Annotated in this window: 13 protein-coding genes; 8 read left to right on the plus strand and 5 right to left on the minus strand. The window is 67.6% G+C overall.

Annotation, left to right across the window (positions count from 1 at the left end; translation table 11 throughout):
- Positions 1–87: 87 nt before the first annotated feature.
- Positions 88–393: a DUF3247 family protein gene (locus tag KK141_RS08945; RefSeq protein WP_214569378.1), complete on the minus strand. Its 306-nt coding sequence runs from the start codon at positions 391–393 to the stop codon at positions 88–90.
- Between the two features lie 133 nt (positions 394–526).
- On the opposite strand from KK141_RS08945, the gene KK141_RS08950 reads away from it, so the two are divergent.
- The 3 genes from KK141_RS08950 (at position 527) to KK141_RS08960 (ending at position 2,919) form a co-directional block, all read left to right on the plus strand.
- Complete coding sequence (locus tag KK141_RS08950; protein ID WP_214569379.1) at positions 527–1,792, plus strand: MFS transporter; 1,266 nt, start codon at positions 527–529, stop codon at positions 1,790–1,792.
- A 30-nt stretch (positions 1,793–1,822) separates the two neighbouring features.
- Positions 1,823–2,497: a glutathione S-transferase gene (locus tag KK141_RS08955; RefSeq protein WP_214569380.1), complete on the plus strand. Its 675-nt coding sequence runs from the start codon at positions 1,823–1,825 to the stop codon at positions 2,495–2,497.
- A gap of 92 nt (positions 2,498–2,589) precedes the next feature.
- Complete coding sequence (locus KK141_RS08960) at positions 2,590–2,919, plus strand: hypothetical protein (protein ID WP_167252677.1); 330 nt, start codon at positions 2,590–2,592, stop codon at positions 2,917–2,919.
- Between the two features lie 106 nt (positions 2,920–3,025).
- Here KK141_RS08960 and aceE read toward each other — a convergent pair whose 3' ends face one another.
- The 4 genes from aceE to rsgA form a co-directional block, all read right to left on the minus strand.
- Entirely contained in the window at positions 3,026–5,719 is a 2,694-nt protein-coding gene (aceE, locus tag KK141_RS08965) for a pyruvate dehydrogenase (acetyl-transferring), homodimeric type (protein ID WP_214569381.1), read from the minus strand.
- A gap of 365 nt (positions 5,720–6,084) precedes the next feature.
- Complete coding sequence (locus KK141_RS08970) at positions 6,085–8,370, minus strand: NADP-dependent malic enzyme (protein WP_214569382.1); 2,286 nt, start codon at positions 8,368–8,370, stop codon at positions 6,085–6,087.
- Positions 8,371–8,556: 186 nt separating this feature from the next.
- Positions 8,557–9,831: a flavohemoglobin expression-modulating QEGLA motif protein gene (locus KK141_RS08975; protein ID WP_167252680.1), complete on the minus strand. Its 1,275-nt coding sequence runs from the start codon at positions 9,829–9,831 to the stop codon at positions 8,557–8,559.
- Between the two features lie 26 nt (positions 9,832–9,857).
- A complete protein-coding gene (rsgA, locus tag KK141_RS08980; RefSeq protein ID WP_214569383.1) occupies positions 9,858–10,910 on the minus strand; it encodes a ribosome small subunit-dependent GTPase A in 1,053 nt (350 codons plus the stop codon).
- A 139-nt stretch (positions 10,911–11,049) separates the two neighbouring features.
- Between rsgA and KK141_RS08985 the strand changes: the two genes are divergently transcribed.
- The 5 genes from KK141_RS08985 (at position 11,050) to KK141_RS09005 (ending at position 18,729) form a co-directional block, all read left to right on the plus strand.
- Positions 11,050–12,288 carry an aminotransferase class I/II-fold pyridoxal phosphate-dependent enzyme gene (locus KK141_RS08985; protein WP_214569384.1) on the plus strand — a complete coding sequence of 413 codons (1,239 nt, stop codon included), beginning with the start codon at positions 11,050–11,052 and terminating at the stop codon, positions 12,286–12,288.
- A 7-nt stretch (positions 12,289–12,295) separates the two neighbouring features.
- Positions 12,296–12,892: an SGNH/GDSL hydrolase family protein gene (locus KK141_RS08990; RefSeq protein WP_214569385.1), complete on the plus strand. Its 597-nt coding sequence runs from the start codon at positions 12,296–12,298 to the stop codon at positions 12,890–12,892.
- A 101-nt stretch (positions 12,893–12,993) separates the two neighbouring features.
- Complete coding sequence (locus KK141_RS08995; protein ID WP_214569386.1) at positions 12,994–13,851, plus strand: UDP-2,3-diacylglucosamine diphosphatase; 858 nt, start codon at positions 12,994–12,996, stop codon at positions 13,849–13,851.
- 319 nt (positions 13,852–14,170) lie between these two features.
- Positions 14,171–15,094 (plus strand): Grx4 family monothiol glutaredoxin, encoded by a 924-nt coding sequence (gene grxD / locus KK141_RS09000; protein ID WP_214569387.1) that lies wholly within the window; start codon positions 14,171–14,173, stop codon positions 15,092–15,094.
- A 563-nt stretch (positions 15,095–15,657) separates the two neighbouring features.
- A complete protein-coding gene (locus tag KK141_RS09005) occupies positions 15,658–18,729 on the plus strand; it encodes a TonB-dependent receptor (RefSeq protein ID WP_214569388.1) in 3,072 nt (1,023 codons plus the stop codon).
- Positions 18,730–19,092 lie beyond the last annotated feature (363 nt).

A 19,092-nucleotide genomic window follows, 5' to 3' on the forward strand; every position in this document is an offset into this window, starting at 1 on the left:
GCAGCGAACCCCAACAAACCCGCACGATCCCGCCACGTTGGGGTTCGCCTATGGCTCACCCCAACCTACGCCAGCGGCGAGGTGCGGTCAGCATTCGCTGCCCATCGTCGAATCCAGATGTTCGACGCGCGCAATCTCGTCGAGCCAGACCCAGCGATGCCAGTCCGGCGCCTCCGGGCGCTCCAGGCACAGCTCGCCGTTGATGCCTTCGCGCCGGTCGCTGGGGTCGAGATAGAGCTGCACGTTGGGGCGTTCGACGATCACGCCCTCGCAGCGGTCGCCGTTGGTCAGCTCCAGGCGCACGCGGCCGTTGGTCGGCAGTTCGCGCACCAGCGCTTCCAGGGCCAGGATGGTGGGTTCATCGGTATAGACATGATCGGCGGACCGGGCCATGCGTGCTCTCCGCGTTTGAACTTGCGCCCACCGTAGCGGCGCGCGGGGCAATCGCGGATCAAATCGGCGGCACGATGGCGTCAAGCCGGCCGGGGAGCGCGACTACAATGCGCGATCCCCGGCAAGGACTCCCATGTCGAACTCGACCTCCGCCGCCTCCCTGCGGCAACACCCCGCCTTCGTGCAGTTCTGGTTCGCGCGCATCGCCTCCGGCTTCGGTTTCCAGATGCTCTCCGTGGCGGTGGGCTGGCAGATCTACGAGATCACCGGACGCGCGCTCGACCTCGGCCTGATCGGCCTGGTGCAATTCATTCCATCCGTGGTGCTGGCGTTGCCGGCGGGCCATGTGGCCGACCAGTTCGAGCGGCGGCGCATCGTGCTGCTGGGGCAGATCGTGGATCTGCTTGCGATCGCCGTGCTCGCCGCGCTCAGCCTGCTGCATGCGGCGCACGAGGCCAGCATCCTGGCCCTGGTGTTCGTGATCGGCGTGGCCAAGGCCTTCGAGTTTCCGGCGATGCAGTCGATGCTGCCGGCGCTGGTGCCGCCCGCGCTGCTGGGCCGCGCGATGGCAGTGAACGGTTCGGCCGGCCAGGCGGCGATGATCATGGGCCCGGCGCTGGGCGGCCTGCTGTACGTGGCCGGCCCCGGCGTGGTCTACGTGGTGTGCGCGCTGCTGTATCTGGTCGCGGTGCTGCTGATGAGCCGCCTGCGCTACGAGCAGGCGCAGCCGAAGCGCGAACCGGCCACCTTGAAGACCTTGTTCGCCGGCGTGCATTTCATCCGCGCGCGGCCGGACGTGCTCGGCGTGATCTCGCTCGACCTGTTCGCCGTGCTGCTCGGCGGCGCCACCGCGCTGCTGCCGATCTTCGCCAAGGATGTGCTGCACACCGGCCCCTGGGGCCTGGGCCTGCTGCGCGCGGCGCCGGCGGTGGGCGCGCTGCTGATGTCGGTGTGGCTGGCGCGGCACAACCTGGAGCGGCGCGTGGGCACGCTGATGTTCGCCTCGGTCGCGGGCTTCGGCGTGGCGACGCTGGTGTTCGCGGTATCCACCTGGCTGTGGCTCTCGCTGGCGGCGCTGTTCGCGCTGGGCGCGTTCGACATGGTGAGCATGGTGATCCGCGGCGCGCTGGTGCAGCTGGATACGCCGGACGACATGCGCGGGCGGGTGAGCGCGGTCAATGCGATCTTCATCAATACCTCCAACCAGCTGGGCGAGTTCGAATCCGGCCTGCTCGCCGCCTGGCTGGGCGCGGTGAACGCTACGCTGATCGGCGGCATCGGCACCCTGGTGGTGGTGGGTCTGTGGATGTGGATGTTCCCTTCCCTGCGCCGGCGCCAGAAGCTGCATGCCGAACCGGACCCCGCCGAGGCGGGCGAACATGCGGCCAATACGCTGTAATGCCACGTCGCCTGCCATGAAGGGAATCCGATGATCACCGTCCACCATCTCAACAACTCCCGCTCGCAGCGCATCCTGTGGCTGCTGGAAGAGCTGGAGCTGCCGTACGAGATCAAGCATTACCAGCGCGACCCCAAGACCCTGCTGGCGCCGCCGGAACTGCGCCGCATCCATCCGCTGGGCAAGTCGCCGGTGATCACCGACGGCGAGCTGACCCTGGCCGAATCCGGCGCCATCATCGAATACCTCGCCGACCGCTACGGCAACGGCCGCCTGCTGCCGGCGCCGGGCACGCCGCAGCGCCTGCGCAGCACGTACTGGCTGCACTACGCCGAAGGTTCGGCGATGCCGCCGCTGCTGCTGAAGCTGGTGTTCCAGCGCCTGCCGAAAAGCCCCGCGCCGTTCTTCGTCAAGCCGCTGCTGCGCGGCATCGCGGGCAAGGTGCAGCGGGTGTTCGTCGATCCGCAGCTTAAAAACCACCTGGCCTATCTGGAAGGCGAGCTGGCCCACGCGCCCTGGTTCGGCGGCGAGCAGTTCGGCGCGGCCGATATCCAGATGAGTTTCCCGGTGGAGGCCGCCGCCTCGCGTGCGGGACTCACCGCCGCCAGCCATCCGCGCCTGTGGGATTTCCTCGAGCGCATCCATGCGCGGCCGGCATATCGCCGCGCGCTGGAACGCGGCGGGCCGTACGCCATGGTGGATTGAAACGCAGCCGGCTGAACCGTGACGGCGCTGTTTACGCACCGCTCACGATGGCGCTGGCATGGTCTTTAACCCTGCATCGGAGGAGAACTGCCATGGGCCGTCAACGCGATATCGAGAGCACCATCAACGGCATCGGCGACCAGATGCGCGACCGCGCACGCCATTACGCGGACGTCGCAGGCAGCCACGCCGACGACCTGGTGGAACGCGGCCGCAACCTGCGCCGCCGCTTCGGCCGCGACAAGGTGGACTACGCCCGCCGCCTCTCGCACGCCGCCGAGGACATCGCCGACGAGGCCAATTATCAATACCGCCGCCTGCGCCGCCAGGTGAGCCGCCATCCGGTGGCGACCGCGGCGATCGTGGCCGGCACCATCGGCGCCTTCCTGCTGCTGCGCCGGGCGCTCCGCGACGACGATTGATGCGGACGTTCAGACGGCCAAAAAAAACCCGCCTTTCGGCGGGTGACGCGACAAAATTAAAAAACCCGCCTTTCGGCGGGTTTTTTTATTTCTCAACGCTTGCGCATCAGACGTACAGCGGATTCGGCTTCTCCGAATCCAGCTTGTACTCCTTCATCGCACGCGCCACGTCCTTCGGATTGACCTTGCCTTCCTTCGCCAACGCCGACAGTGCGGCCTGGGCGATCCAGTAGCGGTCCACTTCGAAGAAGCCGCGCAGGTGCTCGCGGGTGTCCGAGCGGCCGAAGCCGTCGGTGCCCAGCACGGTGTAGCGCATGCCGTCCGGCACGAAGGCGCGGATCTGGTCGGCGAACTCGCGCACGTAGTCGGTGGAGGCGATGGCCGGGCCCTGGCGGCCCTGCAGCAGGGCGGTGACGTGCGGCACGCGCTGCTCGGCTTCCGGATGCAGGCGGTTCCAGCGCTCGGCGTCGAAACCGTCGCGGCGCACTTCGCTGAAGCTGGGCACGGACCAGATGTCGGCGGTGACGCCGAAATCCTTCTCCAGCAGTTCGGCCGCGGCGATCACTTCGCGCAGGATGGTGCCGGAACCGAGCAACTGCACGCGCGGCTCGCCCTTCTTCGGCTTGCCGGCGTCCTTGAACAGGTACATGCCCTTGATGATGTGTTCTTCCACGCCGGCCGGCAGGTCCGGATGGCTGTAGTTCTCGTTCATCACGGTGATGTAGTAGTACACGTCCTCCTGCTCCTGGAGCATGCGGCGCGTACCGTCCTGCATGATCACGGCCACTTCGTAGGAGAAGGTCGGGTCGTACGACTTCACGTTCGGGATCGCGCCGGACAGCAGGTGCGAATGGCCGTCCTCGTGCTGCAGGCCCTCGCCGTTGAGCGTGGTGCGGCCGGAGGTGCCGCCGATCAGGAAGCCGCGCGCGCGCATGTCGCCGGCCGCCCAGGCCAGGTCGCCGATGCGCTGGAAACCAAACATCGAGTAATAGATGAAGAACGGCAGCATCGGCTGGTTGCTGATGCTGTAGCTGGTGGCCGCGGCCATCCAGGCGGCCATGCCGCCGGCCTCGGAGATGCCTTCCTGCAGCACCTGGCCCTTCTGGTCTTCGCGGTAGTACAGCAGCTGGTCGGCGTCCTGCGGGCGGTATTTCTGGCCGAACGGCGCGTAGATGCCGATCTGGCGGAACATGCCTTCCATGCCGAAGGTGCGCGCCTCGTCGGCCACGATCGGCACGATGCGCTCGCCGATCTGCTTGTCGCGCAGCAGCAGGTTCATGCCGCGCACCAGAGCCATGGTGGTGGAGATCTCGCGCTCGCCGGTGCCCTTGGTGATCTGCTCGAACGCCGACAGCTCCGGCGCCTTCAGCTTCACGTCGGAGGTGCGGCGGCGCTGCGGCAGCGAGCCGCCCAGCGCGCGGCGGCGCTCCAGCATGTACTGCACTTCCGGCGAGTCCTTGCCGGGGTGGTAGTACGGCACGTCCTTGAGCTTGTCGTCGGTCACCGGGATGTTGAAGCGGTCGCGGAAGTGGCGCACCGCCTCGTCGTCCAGCTTCTTCTGCTGGTGCGTGGGGTTCTGCGACTCGCCGGCCGCGCCCATGCCGTAGCCCTTCACCGTCTTGGCCAGGATCACCGTGGGCATGCCCTTGGTGTTCACCGCCTGGTGATAGGCCGCATAGACCTTGTGCGGATCGTGGCCGCCGCGGTTGAGGCGCCAGATGTCGTCATCGCTGAGGTTGGCGACCATCTCGCGCGTCTCCGGATACTTGCCGAAGAAATGCTCGCGCGTGTACGCGCCGCCGAAGGCCTTGCAGGCCTGGTATTCGCCGTCGATGGTTTCCATCATCAGCTTCTGCAGCACGCCGTTCTTGTCGCGCGCCAGGAGCGGATCCCAGTAGCTGCCCCAGATCACCTTGATGGCGTTCCAGCCGGCGCCGCGGAATACGCCTTCCAGCTCCTGGATGATTTTGCCGTTGCCGCGCACCGGACCGTCCAGGCGCTGCAGGTTGCAGTTGATCACGAACACCAGGTTGTCCAGGCCTTCGCGGCCGGCCAGCGAGATGGCGCCGAGCGACTCGGGTTCATCCGTCTCGCCGTCGCCCATGAAGCACCAGATCTTCCGGTCGGACTTCGGCACCAGGCCGCGGTGCTCCAGGTACTTCCAGAACTGCGCCTGGTAGATGGCCTGGATGGGACCCAGGCCCATCGACACGGTGGGCACCTGCCAGTAATCCGGCATCAGCCACGGATGCGGGTACGAGGACAGGCCATGGCCCTTGCCCGCCACTTCCATGCGGAACAGGTCGAGCTGGTCTTCGCCGATGCGGCCTTCCAGGAAGGAGCGCGCATAGATGCCCGGGCTGGAATGGCCCTGGTGGAACACCAGGTCGCCCGGGTGGTCGGCGCTGGGTGCGCGCCAGAAATGGTTGAAGCCCACGTCGTACAGCGTGGCCGAGGACGCGAAGCTGGCGATATGGCCGCCCAGTTCGCCCGGCTTGCGGTTGGCGCGCACCACCATCGCCATGGCGTTCCAGCGGATCAGGGTGCGGATGCGCCACTCGATCGCCGCGTCGCCGCTCATCTTCGCCTCGTTGGCCGGCGCGATGGTGTTGACGTATTCGGTGGTGGGATTGAACGGCAGGTAGCCGCCGGCGCGCCGGGTCGAGTCGACCATCTTTTCCAGCAGGTAGTGCGCGCGCTCGGTGCCGTCATGGTTGATGACCGCATTGAGCGAATCGACCCATTCCTGGGTTTCGGTGGGGTCGAGGTCCTGGTGGAGGATGTCGTCGAGCTGATCCATGGGGAGTCTTCTCTCCGCGACGCCGGGAACCGGCGCGGCTGCAGGTGGTGCATCGGGGATGCGGGAACCGTCCGAGTTTAGCTCCGGCGGGGTCGGGCCGCCAATTCGACAGGGGTCGATACGGCGCCGCATGGGGGCTGGGGGCTATTTAGAAATGGCAAAAAAAGAACCGGCGGATGAGCGCCGGTTCTCGATAAACCTTGAAGCTGGAACCCTTCTCCCTCTGGCGACCCGAAGGTAGTCCCCGTGGGAGAGAAGGTGGCGGCAGCCGGATGAGGGTTCGGCCGGAGCGGTGCACATCACTCTTGCGCTCCGCCCGTACCCTCACCCCAACCCCTCTCCCAGTGGGAGAGGGGCTCACAGCATCAGCGGTTCTTCTGCTGCGCGCGGATCTGCGCATCCACCGCGGCGATGGCGGTCATATTGACCACGCGGCGCGGGGTCGAGGCCGGGGTGAGGATGTGCGCCGGCTTGTCCACGCCCATCAGGATCGGGCCGATCGCCACGCCGTCGGTCATCACGCGCACCATGTTGTAGGTGATGTTGGCGGCGTCCAGGTTCGGCATCACGAACAGGTTGGCGCGGCCGGTCAGCGTGGTGTTGGGGAACATGCGCGTGCGCAGGCCCTCGTCCCAGGCGGTGTCGGCCTGCATCTCGCCGTCCATCTCCAGCTTGGGCATGCGCGACTTCAGCAGCTCGTAGACCTTGCGCATCTTCGCCGCGCTGGGGTTGTCGTGGCTGCCGTAGTTGGAATGCGACAGCAACGCCACCTTCGGCTCGATGCCGAACAGCTTCAGGCGGTAGCTGGCCTGCAGGGTGGCCTCGGCGATCTGCTCGGCGGTGGGGTCGACCTGCACGTGGGTGTCCAGGAAGAACCAGGCGCCCTGGTCGTTGATCACGCCGGTCATGGCCGAGGTGCACTGCACGCCCGGGTCCAGCCCGAACACGCTGCGCATGTAGCCGAGCTTCTTGTGGAAGCGCCCGACCAGGCCGCAGATCATCGCGTCCGCCTCGCCGCGCTCGACCATCAGCGAGGCGATCAGCGTGGGCCGCGAGCGCAGCAGGTTCTTGGCCGCCGCCGGCGACACGCCGCGCCGCTCGGTCAGCGCGTGGTACTGCTGCCAGTAGTCGTTGAAGCGCGGATCGTCGTCGATATTGGTCAGCTCGAAATCGACGCCGGCCTTCATGCGCAGGCCCAGGCGCTGGATGCGCGTCTCGATCACGCTGGGGCGGCCGATCAGGATCGGGAGGGCCAGGCGCTCGTCGATCACCGTCTGCACCGCGCGCAGCACGGTCTCTTCCTCGCCCTCGGCGTAGACCACGCGCTGGCGGTCGGCGCGGGCGCGCTCGTACACCGGCTTCATCAGCAGGCCGGTGCGGTAGATGAACTGGCCGAGCTTTTCCTTGTAGGCGTCCATGTCGGTGATGGGACGCGTGGCCACGCCCGAATCCATCGCCGCCTGCGCCACCGCCGGCGCCAGCATCACCAGCAGGCGCGGGTCGAACGGGCGCGGGATCAGGTATTCCTCGCCGAAGGTCGGCACGTCGCCGCCGTAGGCGCTGGCCAGATCGCCGGCTTCCATGCGGGCCAGCTCGGCGATGGCGCGCACGCAGGCGGTCTTCATCGCCTCGTTGATGCCGGTGGCGCCGACGTCCAGCGCGCCGCGGAAGATATAGGGGAAGCACAGCGCGTTATTGACCTGGTTCGGATAGTCCGAACGGCCCGTCGCGATGATGCAGTCCGGCCGCACGCGCTTGGCGTCTTCCGGCAGGATCTCGGGATTGGGGTTGGCCAGCGCCAGGATGACCGGCTGGCGCGCCATGGTGGCGACCATCTCGGCCTTCAGCACGCCGCCGGCGGACAGGCCCAGGAAGATGTCCGCGCCGTCGACGATCTCGGCCAGGGTGCGCGCCTTGGTGTCGCGCGCATAGCGCTGCTTGTCCGGGTCCATGTGATCGCGGCCGGTGTACAGCACGCCTTCGCGGTCGTAGGCCAGGATGTGCTCAGGCTTGAGGCCCAGCGCCACCAGCATGTCCAGGCAGGCGATGCCGGCCGCGCCGGCGCCGGCGGTGGCCAGCTTCACGTCCTCGATCTTCTTGCCCACCACTTCCAGCGCGTTGAGCACGGCGGCACCAACAATGATCGCGGTGCCGTGCTGGTCGTCGTGGAATACCGGGATCTTCATGCGCTCGCGCAGCTTGCGCTCGACGATGAAGCACTCCGGCGCCTTGATGTCTTCGAGGTTGATGCCGCCGAAGGTGGGCTCGAGGCTGGCGATGATGTCGACCAGCTTGTCCGGGTCGCGCTCGTCGATCTCGATGTCGAACACGTCGATGCCGGCGAACTTCTGGAACAGCACGCCCTTGCCTTCCATCACCGGCTTGCCGGCCAGCGGGCCGATGTCGCCCAGGCCCAGCACCGCGGTGCCGTTGGTGATCACCGCCACCAGGTTGCCGCGCGCGGTCATCTCGCTGGCGGCGTTGGCGTCCTCGACGATGGCTTCGCAGGCGTAGGCCACGCCGGGCGAATAAGCCAGCGACAGATCGCGCTGGGTGACCATGGCCTTGGTGGCCGAAACCTTGATTTTGCCGGGGCGCGGCAGGCGGTGGTATTCGAGGGCGGCGAGTCGAAGTTCTTCGGGGAGTGCCATGAGTGCGCGATTCGCTGAGGATGCGGAGGAAGGGGTGTGCCGCTGGCGGCAACATCGCGGCATGGTAGCACCGCACTGCCACGGTTCCCTTGCGCAATGCGCAAGAACGTACGCGTATGGCGAGCGCGGATGTGCGGCATTAAGCCACGCCGCGCAAGCGCGCAGCGGGCCTCTAACCGGAATGTGCTAGAGGCTCAGCGACAGGCTCTCGGCCTGCACCCGTCCCATGTGGATGCGGTTGACGAACAGCGAGAACGCCAGCTTGCCGGCCAGGCCATGCACGTGCTGCATCCACGGCGGCAGCCAGCGCGGGGGCACGATCGCGCCGGATTCGAAATGCGGCTGCAGGCTCAGCACGTCGTGCAGCGCCAGCTTGCCGGCGAACAGGTGGCGCAGCATGTCCATGCGGCGCTGCTTGAGCGCCCAGCGGAAGAAGGTGTGCACGGTGAGCAGGCCGCTCAGGTACACGTTGTCCTTGGCGAAGGCCGAACCGCCGTCCAGCGGCACGCCGCGGAACACGCGCTGGGCCGAGTGGAAGCTGTCGAACGGGTTCTGCCCGCAGTCGGAAAAATACTTGTAGACCTCGACGAAGTCGGCGCCGTTGAGCGCCATGTCGATGGCCAGGATGCGCAGGCTGATGCGCTTGAGCCGCGCGATGTCGATTGCGCCGGACATCAGCTCGGCGAACACCGCCAGCCCTTCCTGCGTGGCCGTGACCCGCGGCGAGGTGCGCGCCAGCGAGGCCAGCACCGGCTGGGCGCGGCCGTTGAGCGCGGTCAGCGAATGCACGTAGGCCTCGTGGGCCAGCAGCTGGTGGCGGTCGTACTCGCTGAAGCGCGTGCCGCCGCGCAGGCGGATGCGGGTGGCGCCGGCCGCGGCCTTGGCGGTGAGTTCGTCGTCGACCTCGACGTTGATGACGCCTTCGCCGAAGAAGCGGTCCAGCGTGGCGGCCAGGTCGGCGCGCAGCACGTCGGCCTGCATGGTGGCGCTGTCGTCGTCGCCGAGCAGGTCCGAGCCCAGTTCGTCCGACAGCTCCACGAAGTAGCGCGCCGCATCGAGGTTGCTGCGGTCGCTGCCGGGGATCGGATCGCCCGGGCGGCCGTACAGCACGATCGACGGCGCGGTGAAGCCGGCCGTGCCCACTGCCTCGAGCATTTCCGCGGCGATGCGCCAGGACTCGGCGGTGCGGCACAGGTATTCGCCCATCGGGTCGTCGTGGCCGGCCTCGCGTTCGATCCTGGCCAGTTCGGCGCGCGCCTCGGACAGGTCCGGGCGCGGGTAGTCGACCTGCGGCAGGCTGAAATCACCCTTGGTGAAGGCGGCGATCAAGCGGTTTTCCAGGGTCGCCGGCCAGGCCACGGTGGGCAGGATGCGGATGGCCTTTACGGCCGCCAGCAGGCGCTGATCCAGCTCGGCATAACGTTGCAAGGTGGGCGTGAGCGTGGCGGTGACGGCGTTCATGGCTGGCTCCTGACCCGGGTGCTTGCTCATTCTTTGTCGCGTCCGCGATGCCCGTGCGGCTTGGTCGGCGGACGTCCGCCGCGCTGCCGGCGCAGGCGCGCCTCCAGCGTGGCGGCCTGTTCTTCGCGCTCGTCGCGCAGCTTGAGGTAATTGCGCCAGCGCTCGGCGGAGAGGTCGCCGTTGTCCAGCGCCGCCTGCACCGCGCAGCCCGGCTCGCTGCCGTGGCCGCAGTCGGCGAAGCGGCAGCGTTCGACCAGGGCGTCGATGTCGGCGAACAGGTCGAGGTTTTCCTCGCCGGTGAGCTTCAGCTCGCGCATGCCGGGGGTGTCGATCAGGCAGCCGCCGCTGGGCAGCTGCAGCAGGGCGCGATGCGTGGTGGTGTGGCGGCCGCGGCTGTCGTGCGAGCGCACTTCGCCGGTGGCCATGCGCTCGGTGCCCAATAAGGTGTTGGTGAGGGTGGACTTGCCCGCGCCGGAGGAACCGACCAGCACGGCGCTGTCGCCCGGCTGCAGGTAGCGCGCCAGCTCGGCCACGCTGGCCGGGTCCTTGCCGTTCACCGCATGGATCGGCGTGCCGGCAGGCAGGCGCGCGCGCAGGTTGGCGACCAGCGCCTCGGCGTCCTCGCGGATATCCAGCTTGCTCAGCAGCACCACCGGCTGGGCGCCGGAATCCTCGGTCAGCGACAGATAGCGCTCGATGCGCGCGGGGTTGAAGTCGCCGTCCAGGCCGGTCAGCACCAGCACGTAGTCGATATTGGTGGCGATGATCTGCCGCTCGTAGCGCTCCCCGGCCGCGGCGCGCGACAGCACGGTGCGGCGCGGCAGCACCTTGACGATATGCGGCGGGCTGCCCGGTTCGATCTCGACGAAATCGCCCACCGACGGGCGTTCGGCGGGGTCCAGGCCGCGTTTCAGGAAATGTCCGGCAGGCTGCGCCCCGAACAATGAGACACCATCGTGCAGCTCGTAGCCGGCGCGGTGCTGCGCCACCACCCGGGCCAGGCGCAGATTGCCTTCCGGGAGGGCATCGCCGCGCCAGCCGACGCTGCGCAGACGTTCGATGGTCTCGGCCTGAGTCATGAGGGGCGATTATGCCCTGCCCGTGAGCCGCCCGGAATCGGGCCAGAGCACGCCTCGCACGGCCCGGCAGGCGCTGCTAGCATGCGGAAGCACCCCCCAAAGCGCCGCACAGCGCTGAGCACTCGAAGGATCCAAGACGTTGGCCCCGATCAAACCCAGTGCGCACCTGGCTGAAGTGCGCTACGAAATCCGCGGCGCCCTCACCCGTCGTTCGCGTGAACTGGAGGCCGCCGGCCTGCCGATCATCAAGCTCAATATCGGCAACCCGGGCCGCTACGGCTTCGAAACCCCGCCCCACCTGCGCGAAGCCATCGCCGCCCACCTGCGCGACAGCGAAGCCTATGGCCACGAGCAGGGCCTGGAAGAAGCCCGCGAGACCATCGCCGCCCAGCAGCGCGCCCGCGGCGCGCGCGGCGTGGAAGTGGAGCGCGTGTTCGTCGGCAACGGCGTCAGCGAACTGATCGACCTGAGCCTGCGCGCCCTGCTGCAGCCGGGCGACGAAGTGCTGCTGCCCAGCCCGGACTATCCGCTGTGGAGCGCTGCCACCATCCTCAACGACGGCCAGCCGCGCTATTACCGCTGCCTGGCCGAGAACGGCCACCTGCCCGATCCGGACGAAATCGAGGCCCTGGTCACCGCGCGCACCCGCGCGATCGTGCTGATCAATCCGAACAACCCCACCGGCGCCGTGTATCCGCGCGAGCTGCTGGAGCGCATCGTGCGCATCGCCGAGCGCCATCACCTGCTGCTGCTTACCGACGAGATCTACGACGAAATCCTCTACGACGGCGCGCAGTTCGAGCCGCTGGCCAGGGTGGCCGGCGACGTGCCCTGCGTCAGCTTCGGGGGCCTCAGCAAGGTGCACCGCGCCTGCGGCTACCGGGTGGGCTGGATGAGCCTTTCCGGCGACCCGGCGCGCACCCACGACTACCGCGACGCCCTGCAGCTGCTGGCCGCATTGCGCCTGTGCGCGAACGTCACCGCGCAGTGGGCGGTGCGCCCGGCGCTGGAGAGCAAGCCGACCATCGGCGCGCTGACCTCGCCCTGCGGGCGCCTGCATGAGGCGCGGCGGATGATCCTGGAAGGCGTGGCGCAGAGTGAATTCCTCGACCTGGTCGCTCCCGGCGGCGCGCTGTACGCGTTCCCGCGCGTGCGCGCCGACCGCGTGCCGCATTTCGACGACAACGCCTTCGCCCTGCGCCTGCTGGAAGAAGAATCGGTGCTGGTGGTGCCGGGCAGCAGCTTCAACGTGCCGGCCAGCCGCCATCTGCGCCTGACCCTGCTGCCGCCGCCGGAACAGCTGCGCGAGGTGTTCGTGCGCATCGAGCGCGTGCTCGCGCGCATGGCCGAGGGACAGCAGACGCGCGCGGTCGCCTGACCGCCGCATGCTCAGCTATCTCGCGCTCGGCGACTCCTACACCATCGGCGAAGGCGTGCCCGCCGAGGGCCGCTGGCCGGTGCGCCTGGCCGCCGCCCTGCGCGCGCAGGGCGTGGCGCTGGCCGATCCCACCATCCTCGCCACCACCGGCTGGACCACCGACGAACTCTCGGCGGCGATGGACGCCGCCACGTTCGCCCCACCGTACGACCTGGCCAGCCTGCTGATCGGCGTCAACAACCAGTACCGCGGCCGTTCCGCCGAGGAATACCGCGGCGAATTCCGCCGCCTGCTGGAGCGCGCAATCGCCCTGGCCGGCGGCCGCGCCGGGCGCGTGCTGGTGCTGTCGATTCCGGACTGGGGCGTCACCCCGTTCGCCCGCGACAGCGGCCGCGACACCGCACGCATCGCCGCGGAGCTGGACGCCTTCAACGCCATCGCCGCCGCGGAAACCGAGTCCATGGGCGCCGCCTTTGTGGATATCGCGCCGATCTCGCGCGACTTCCCCGCCCTGCTCGCCGACGACGGCCTGCACCCCTGCGCCGCGCAATACGCGCTGTGGGCCGAGGCCGCGCTGCCGGCCGCCCGCGCCTTGCTGGCCTGAGCGCGCCTCTCGCACCGCAACAAAGCTGCAACCGCGCCGCCACGAGCCGGTGACCTGCCCCGCGCAGACTGAGCTCCCGGATACCACCGGGAGAGACAGCCATGGCGACCTTCCACTGCCGCAGCGCCTTCATCTCCGACGTGCATCTGGGCACGCCTGACTGCAAGGCTTCCTACCTGCTCGACTTCCTGCGCAAGCTGCGCTGCGAGAAGCTCTATCTCGTCGGCGACATCATCGATATGGAAGCGCTTTCGAAGCGCATCTGGTGGCACGCCGACCACGGCGCGGTGCTGGCCGAGGTGCTGGACATGGCGCGGCGGGGGATCGAAGTGATCTATATCCCCGGCAACCACGACGCCCCGCTGCGCGGCCTGGCCGGGCAGAGCTTCGGCGGCGTGCGCATCGAGCTGGACGCCGTGCACGAAGGCGCCGACGGGCGCCGCTACCGGGTCAGCCACGGCGACGAATTCGATCCGGAACAGATCGGCCGCACCTGGATGCTGCACCTGGGCGAGGTGATGCACCGCTTCATCTGCTGGACCAACCGCCGCGTGCACGCCATGCGGCGCCGGCTGGAACTGCCCTACCTGCCGCTATCGATCATCGTGAAGTCGCATATCCGCAAGGCGCTGGCCTATATCCGCGCCTACGAGGAACGCGTGGCCACCGATGCGCGCGAGCGCGGCTTCGACGGGCATATCTGCGGCCACATCCATTTCGGCCACGTGCGCGACATGGACGGCGTGCTGTACCTCAACGACGGCGACTGGGTGGAGCACTGCACGGCCCTGGTCGAGGACCACACCGGCGCCATGGAGCTGATCCACTGGAGCGAGCAGCCGGCCGCGCTGGGCCGCGCCAGCCGCGAGCTAGTGCTGCCCTCGCCCGCCTCCGGCCTGGCGCTGGCGCCGCTGGCCCGGCACCGGCGCAACCTGTCGGAGCTGCGCCCGGCCGCTTGAGCGCAAGGGCTTTCGCCAGGGACGAGCGGCGAGGACGCGGGGCGATAAGGACGCGCCGCCGCAGGATGCGGGCCGCGTCCTCGCCGCTCGCCCCTGGCTGTGGCTTGAGCCCCTCTCCCCTTGGGAGAGGGGTTGGGGTGAGGGTACGGGCGGAGCGCAAGGGTGATGTGCGCCGCTCCGGCCGAACCCTCATCCGGCTGCCGCCACCTTCTCCCAGCGGGAGAAGGATTCGCCGTTGAAGGGTGAGGCGTTGAAGCTGGCGGACGGCGTCAGCATATGGAGGGGCGTATCATTGACCCTCTTTGCCGGAGTCCCCCTGATGTCCCTCGACAGCGCCACCCGCGAACGCATCGAAACCCTGCTCAAGAACCACCGCGTGGTGCTGTTCATGAAGGGCACCCGCCAGCAGCCGATGTGCGGCTTCTCCGCCGCGGCCACCAACACCCTCAACGAGCTGCTGCCCGACTACCACACGGTGAACGTGCTGGAAGACCCGGAAATCCGCGAAGGCATCAAGGCCTACGGCGAGTGGCCGACCATTCCGCAGCTGTACGTGGAAGGCGAGCTGGTCGGCGGCGCCGACATCATTCGCCAGATGTACACCAGCGGCGAACTGCACACCCTGTTCGGCGCCACCCCGCCGGACCGCAGCGCCCCTGAGATCACCATCACCGACAAGGCCGCCGAGGCGATCCGCCAGGGCACGGCCAACGCGCAGGGCCTGGCCCTGCATCTGGAGATCGGCCCGGACCACAGCGCCGGCTTCCAGCTGGCGCCGGCCGGCGACCACGACATCGTGTCCAGCAGCAACGGCATCGAAGTGCATTTCGACCCGGGCAGCGCCCAGCGCGCCAAGGGCATCGTGATCGACTGGGTCTCCACCGTGCAGGGCGAGGGCCTGAGCCTGAAGTTCCCCGGCGCGCAGGAGATCAGGAACCTCACCGTGCAGGAGCTGCAGGCCCGCCTGGCCGCCGGCGACCTGGTGCTGGTCGACGTGCGCCCGGCCCACGGCCGCGCCCAGGCCGCCCCGCTGGCCCAGGCCCGCGTGCTGGACGAGGTCGGCTACGACAACCTGGCCGCCCTGCCCAAGGACACCGCCATCGCCTTCATCTGCCACCACGGCGTGTCCAGCCGCGGCGTGGCCGAGCGCTTCGCCGCGCACGGCTTCAGCAATATCTACAACGTGCAGGGCGGCATGGACGCGTGGGCGGCGGAAATCGATCCGAGCGTACCGCGTTATTGATCCGATCTAGGAAAAATTCCTAGGAAAAAGCGGGGCCTACGGGCCCCGCTTGCGTTTCCGGCGCACGAAAAAACCGGTCAAAACGCGCCGCTTATTTATGATTCGTTCATTACTTGCGCAAGTTGCTGCGAAATCGCAACCCCAACGCCACGCAAGGGCACCCCCACCGGCCGCAAGCCCCTTCGTGTTTCTTGCTGCTGGCTTGCATACGTCCCGCTTCCCGAAAAATCTTGCGGTAAAACTGCGAAAATTTACCCGGCGCATAAACCGGGCCAACGCAAGCTCCGCTCGTTTTTTCCTACGACGCGTAACCATTGCATAACAAATCTGCGGTTCGTAGCTTCGGACTAGGCCACAAGTCACGGCGGGGCACGCCATGAAAGGCCTCCGGATGTGGGGACATCCGGACGAATCGGGGGAGTACGGCTTACCAAGGCAGGCATGACAGGGGCACCCCGCCTCGGGCATGGCTTTGCCGTGGGCGGCATTCCGGTTCGATGAACTCGCTCAAGTCCGCGACCCTCAAGTCCGCGACCAAAACAATCATCAACCGAGGTTCGACCATGACTTCCAGCAAAGCCAAACGCTACGGTGGTTCTACGCTGCCGCGGCGCCCGCTCGTACTCGCCCTGGCCCTCGGCCTTGGCCTGGCGAGCAGCGGCATCGCGCTTGCCCAGTCCAACGCGACGGGCGTGATCTTCGGCCAGGCCGCGCCGGGAGAAACGATCCACATCGAAAGCACGCAGACCGGCCTCAAGCGCGACCTCACCACCGACGCGCAGGGCCGCTACCGCGCCGCCTCGCTGCCGATCGGCACGTACAACGTGTCGGTGATGAAGGACGGCAAGGTGCTCGATAGCCGCAACGACGTGCAGACCACGATCAGCAGCGGTACCGAAGTGTCCTTCAACGCCAGCGCCGCCAATGCGCAGACGCTGGGCGCCGTGCAGGTGGTAGGCAACGTGCTGCCGGCGATCGACGTGTCCTCGGTGGACTCGCGCGCCGTGCTCACCGCCGACCAGCTGGCCAAGCTGCCGATCGCGCGTACGTCGATCAGCTCGATCGCCCTGCTCGCGCCGGGCACCACGCCGGCCGCCCGCGGCTACGGCAACGCGCTGTCCTTCGGCGGTTCGTCCGCGTCGGAGAACGCGTACTACATCAACGGTTTCTCGGCCACCAACCCGCTGACCGGCGTGAGCTCGCGCCAGCTGCCGTATGACGCGATCGACCAGGAGCAGGTGCTGATCGGCGGCTACGGCGCCGAATACGGCCGCTCCACCGGCGGCGTGATCAACGTGGTGACCAAGCGCGGCACCAACCAGTGGAAGGGCGACGTGCAGGCGTTCTGGTCGCCCAGCGATCTGGCCCAGCAGCCGCGCAACGTGTATCGCCGCAACGGTACGCTGTACCAGGTCGGCAACGCCTTCTCGCCGCGCGACCGCGACGAACTGCAGTACTCCGGCTCGATCGGCGGCGCGCTGATCAAGGACAAGCTGTTCTTCTTCGGCGCCGCGGACGCCGTGCGCCAGACCGACGTCGCCTACGGCACGCAGTCGAATAACTCGACCGTGCAGAACGACACCAACAAGATCACCCGCTGGCTGACCAAGTTCGACTGGAACATCACGGACAACCACATCCTGGAGTTCACCGGGATCGGCGACGACGAGCAGACCGACTCGCAGATCTACGGCTACAACTACTCCACGCTGCAGAACACCGGCTACAAGGGCCACCAGTACACCAAGAACTACAACGGCACCCAGACCAACGGCACGCCGGGCGGCAACATCTACATCGGCCACTACACCGGCTACATCACCGACGACCTGACGGTCAACGCGATGTACGGCAAGAGCAACTCCGACCACATGCAGAACATCACCGGCGCCGGCGGCACGCCGTGCCCGGCGATCACCGACAACCGCGCCATCGCCGCTACCAACCCGGCGCCCAGCTGCCAGTTCGGCGCAACCACCACGCTGCGTCCGGGTTCGAAGGACAAGACCAGCGGCTGGAGCTTCAACATCGAATATCGCCTGGGCAGCCACGACTTCCGCGGCGGCATGGACAACTACACCTTGCGCGCCACCTGGGGCAGCGCGCCGGTGACCGGCACCGGCTGGCGCTACTTCGACCTCGGCAGCGGCCAGGCCATCACCCAGCGCCTGACCAACCTGGGCTTGAGCCCGAGCCTGTACAACCCCGCCTCGTTCGCCAACGGCTACTACGCCGAAAGCACGGGCCTGAGCACCGGCACCTCGGCGCGCACCGCACAGCGTTCGGAGTTCATCGAAGACCACTGGCAGCTGACCGACCGCTGGAACATCTACCTGGGCCTGCGCAACGAGCAGTTCACCAACTACAACGGCGTCGGCGCCGCCTACGCCAAGGAGCGCAACCAGCTCGATCCGCGCCTGGGCTTCGCCTGGGACGTGTACGGCGACAGCTCGCTGAAGGTCTACGGCAACGCCGGCCGCTACCACCTCGGCCTGCCCACCAGCGTGGCCGTGCGCGGCGCCGGTCCGTCCACCTTCCCGTCCACCTACTACTCGTTCACCAGCATCGACCCGGTCACCGGCGTGCCGCAGGGCCTGAGCGTGGGCGCGCCGTGGTCGCAGACCTTCTACAACAACGGCGCCAACGGCACCCCGCCGGATGCCAAGACGGTGTCGGTGAAGGACCTGAAGACCTACTACCAGGACGAGTACATCCTCGGCTTCGACAAGCAGCTGCCGAACAACTGGACGGTCGGCGCCAAGGCCATGTTCCGCACCCTGCGCAATCTGATCGACGACGACTGCGATAGCCGTCCGATCCAGGCCTGGGGCGATGCGCACGGCATGAGCGCCGCGGTCGCCGCCGGTATTGCCAACAGCACGCAGTGCTGGCTGTACAACCCGGGCAACGCCAACACCTTCATCCTGTCGCCCGCGGCCGGCCAGTACTTCGAAGTGCCGCTGACCGCCCGCGAGATCGGCGAGCCGAAGGCCAAGCGCCGCTACTACATGCTCGACATGTACGCCGAGCACCAGTTCAGCGACAAGTGGTACGCCAAGGTCGAGTACACCTTCTCGCGCAGCTACGGCAACTCGGAAGGCCAGCTCGATTCCGACATCGTGCAGGCCGACGTGTCCACCACCGAAAGCTGGGACGCGCCGGAACTGATGGAGAACACCAACGGCCCTCTGGCCAACGACCAGACGCACCAGCTGCGCATCCTGGGCGTGTACCAGCCGACGCCGGAATGGCGCCTCTCCACCGTCACCCGCATCGCCTCCGGCACGCCGATCAGCTGCATCGGCGCCCGTCCGGAATCGGCCGGCGGCGATCCGGTGGGTTACCAGGCGGCGTACTTCTGGTGCAACGGCAAGCCCGCGGGACGCGGTTCGTACGGCCGCACGCCGTGGACCTACACGATCAACCTGAGCGCGGCCTGGCAGCCGGCCTTCCTGGATCACAAGCTGACGCTGTCGGCGGACGTGTTCAATCTGCTCGGCAAGCAGCGCATCACTCAGCTCAATGAGACTTGCGAGGATCCGTCGGGTAACACGACGATCAACTGCTTCCGCCCGCGTTCGTTCCAGGATCCGCGTTATGTCCGCCTCGGTGCGAGGTACGACTTCTCGCTGTAAGCGTTCTGGTATTCCAAAGTGCGCGGGGCTCCAGGGATGGGGTTCCCGCGCCGACAAACAGCTGGTATCTCCCCATATGGGCCGCCGTGAGGCGGTCCCTTTTTTTTCGGCGCTGTGCTCGTCATCCCGGCGTAGGCCGGGATCCAGTGGCGACCACGTTCGATTGTCGTGATAACGCGATTTGGCCGCTTATGCAGCGGGCATTTCGTGCGCCTGCCGGCGCCCGAGTCACTTTTTCTTTGCTGGCCCAAAGAAAAAGTAACCCAAAAGAAATGGCCTTAGAGCCAAGGCTCGCGACGCGACTAGAAGGAGCAGTGACGGTTGTGGAAACGGATTAACCAGAGTCGACACGAAACGACCGTG

Origin of the sequence: Dyella sp. LX-66 (genome assembly GCF_018599165.1) — a bacterium.
GTDB classification, from domain to species: domain Bacteria; phylum Pseudomonadota; class Gammaproteobacteria; order Xanthomonadales; family Rhodanobacteraceae; genus Dyella_D; species Dyella_D marensis.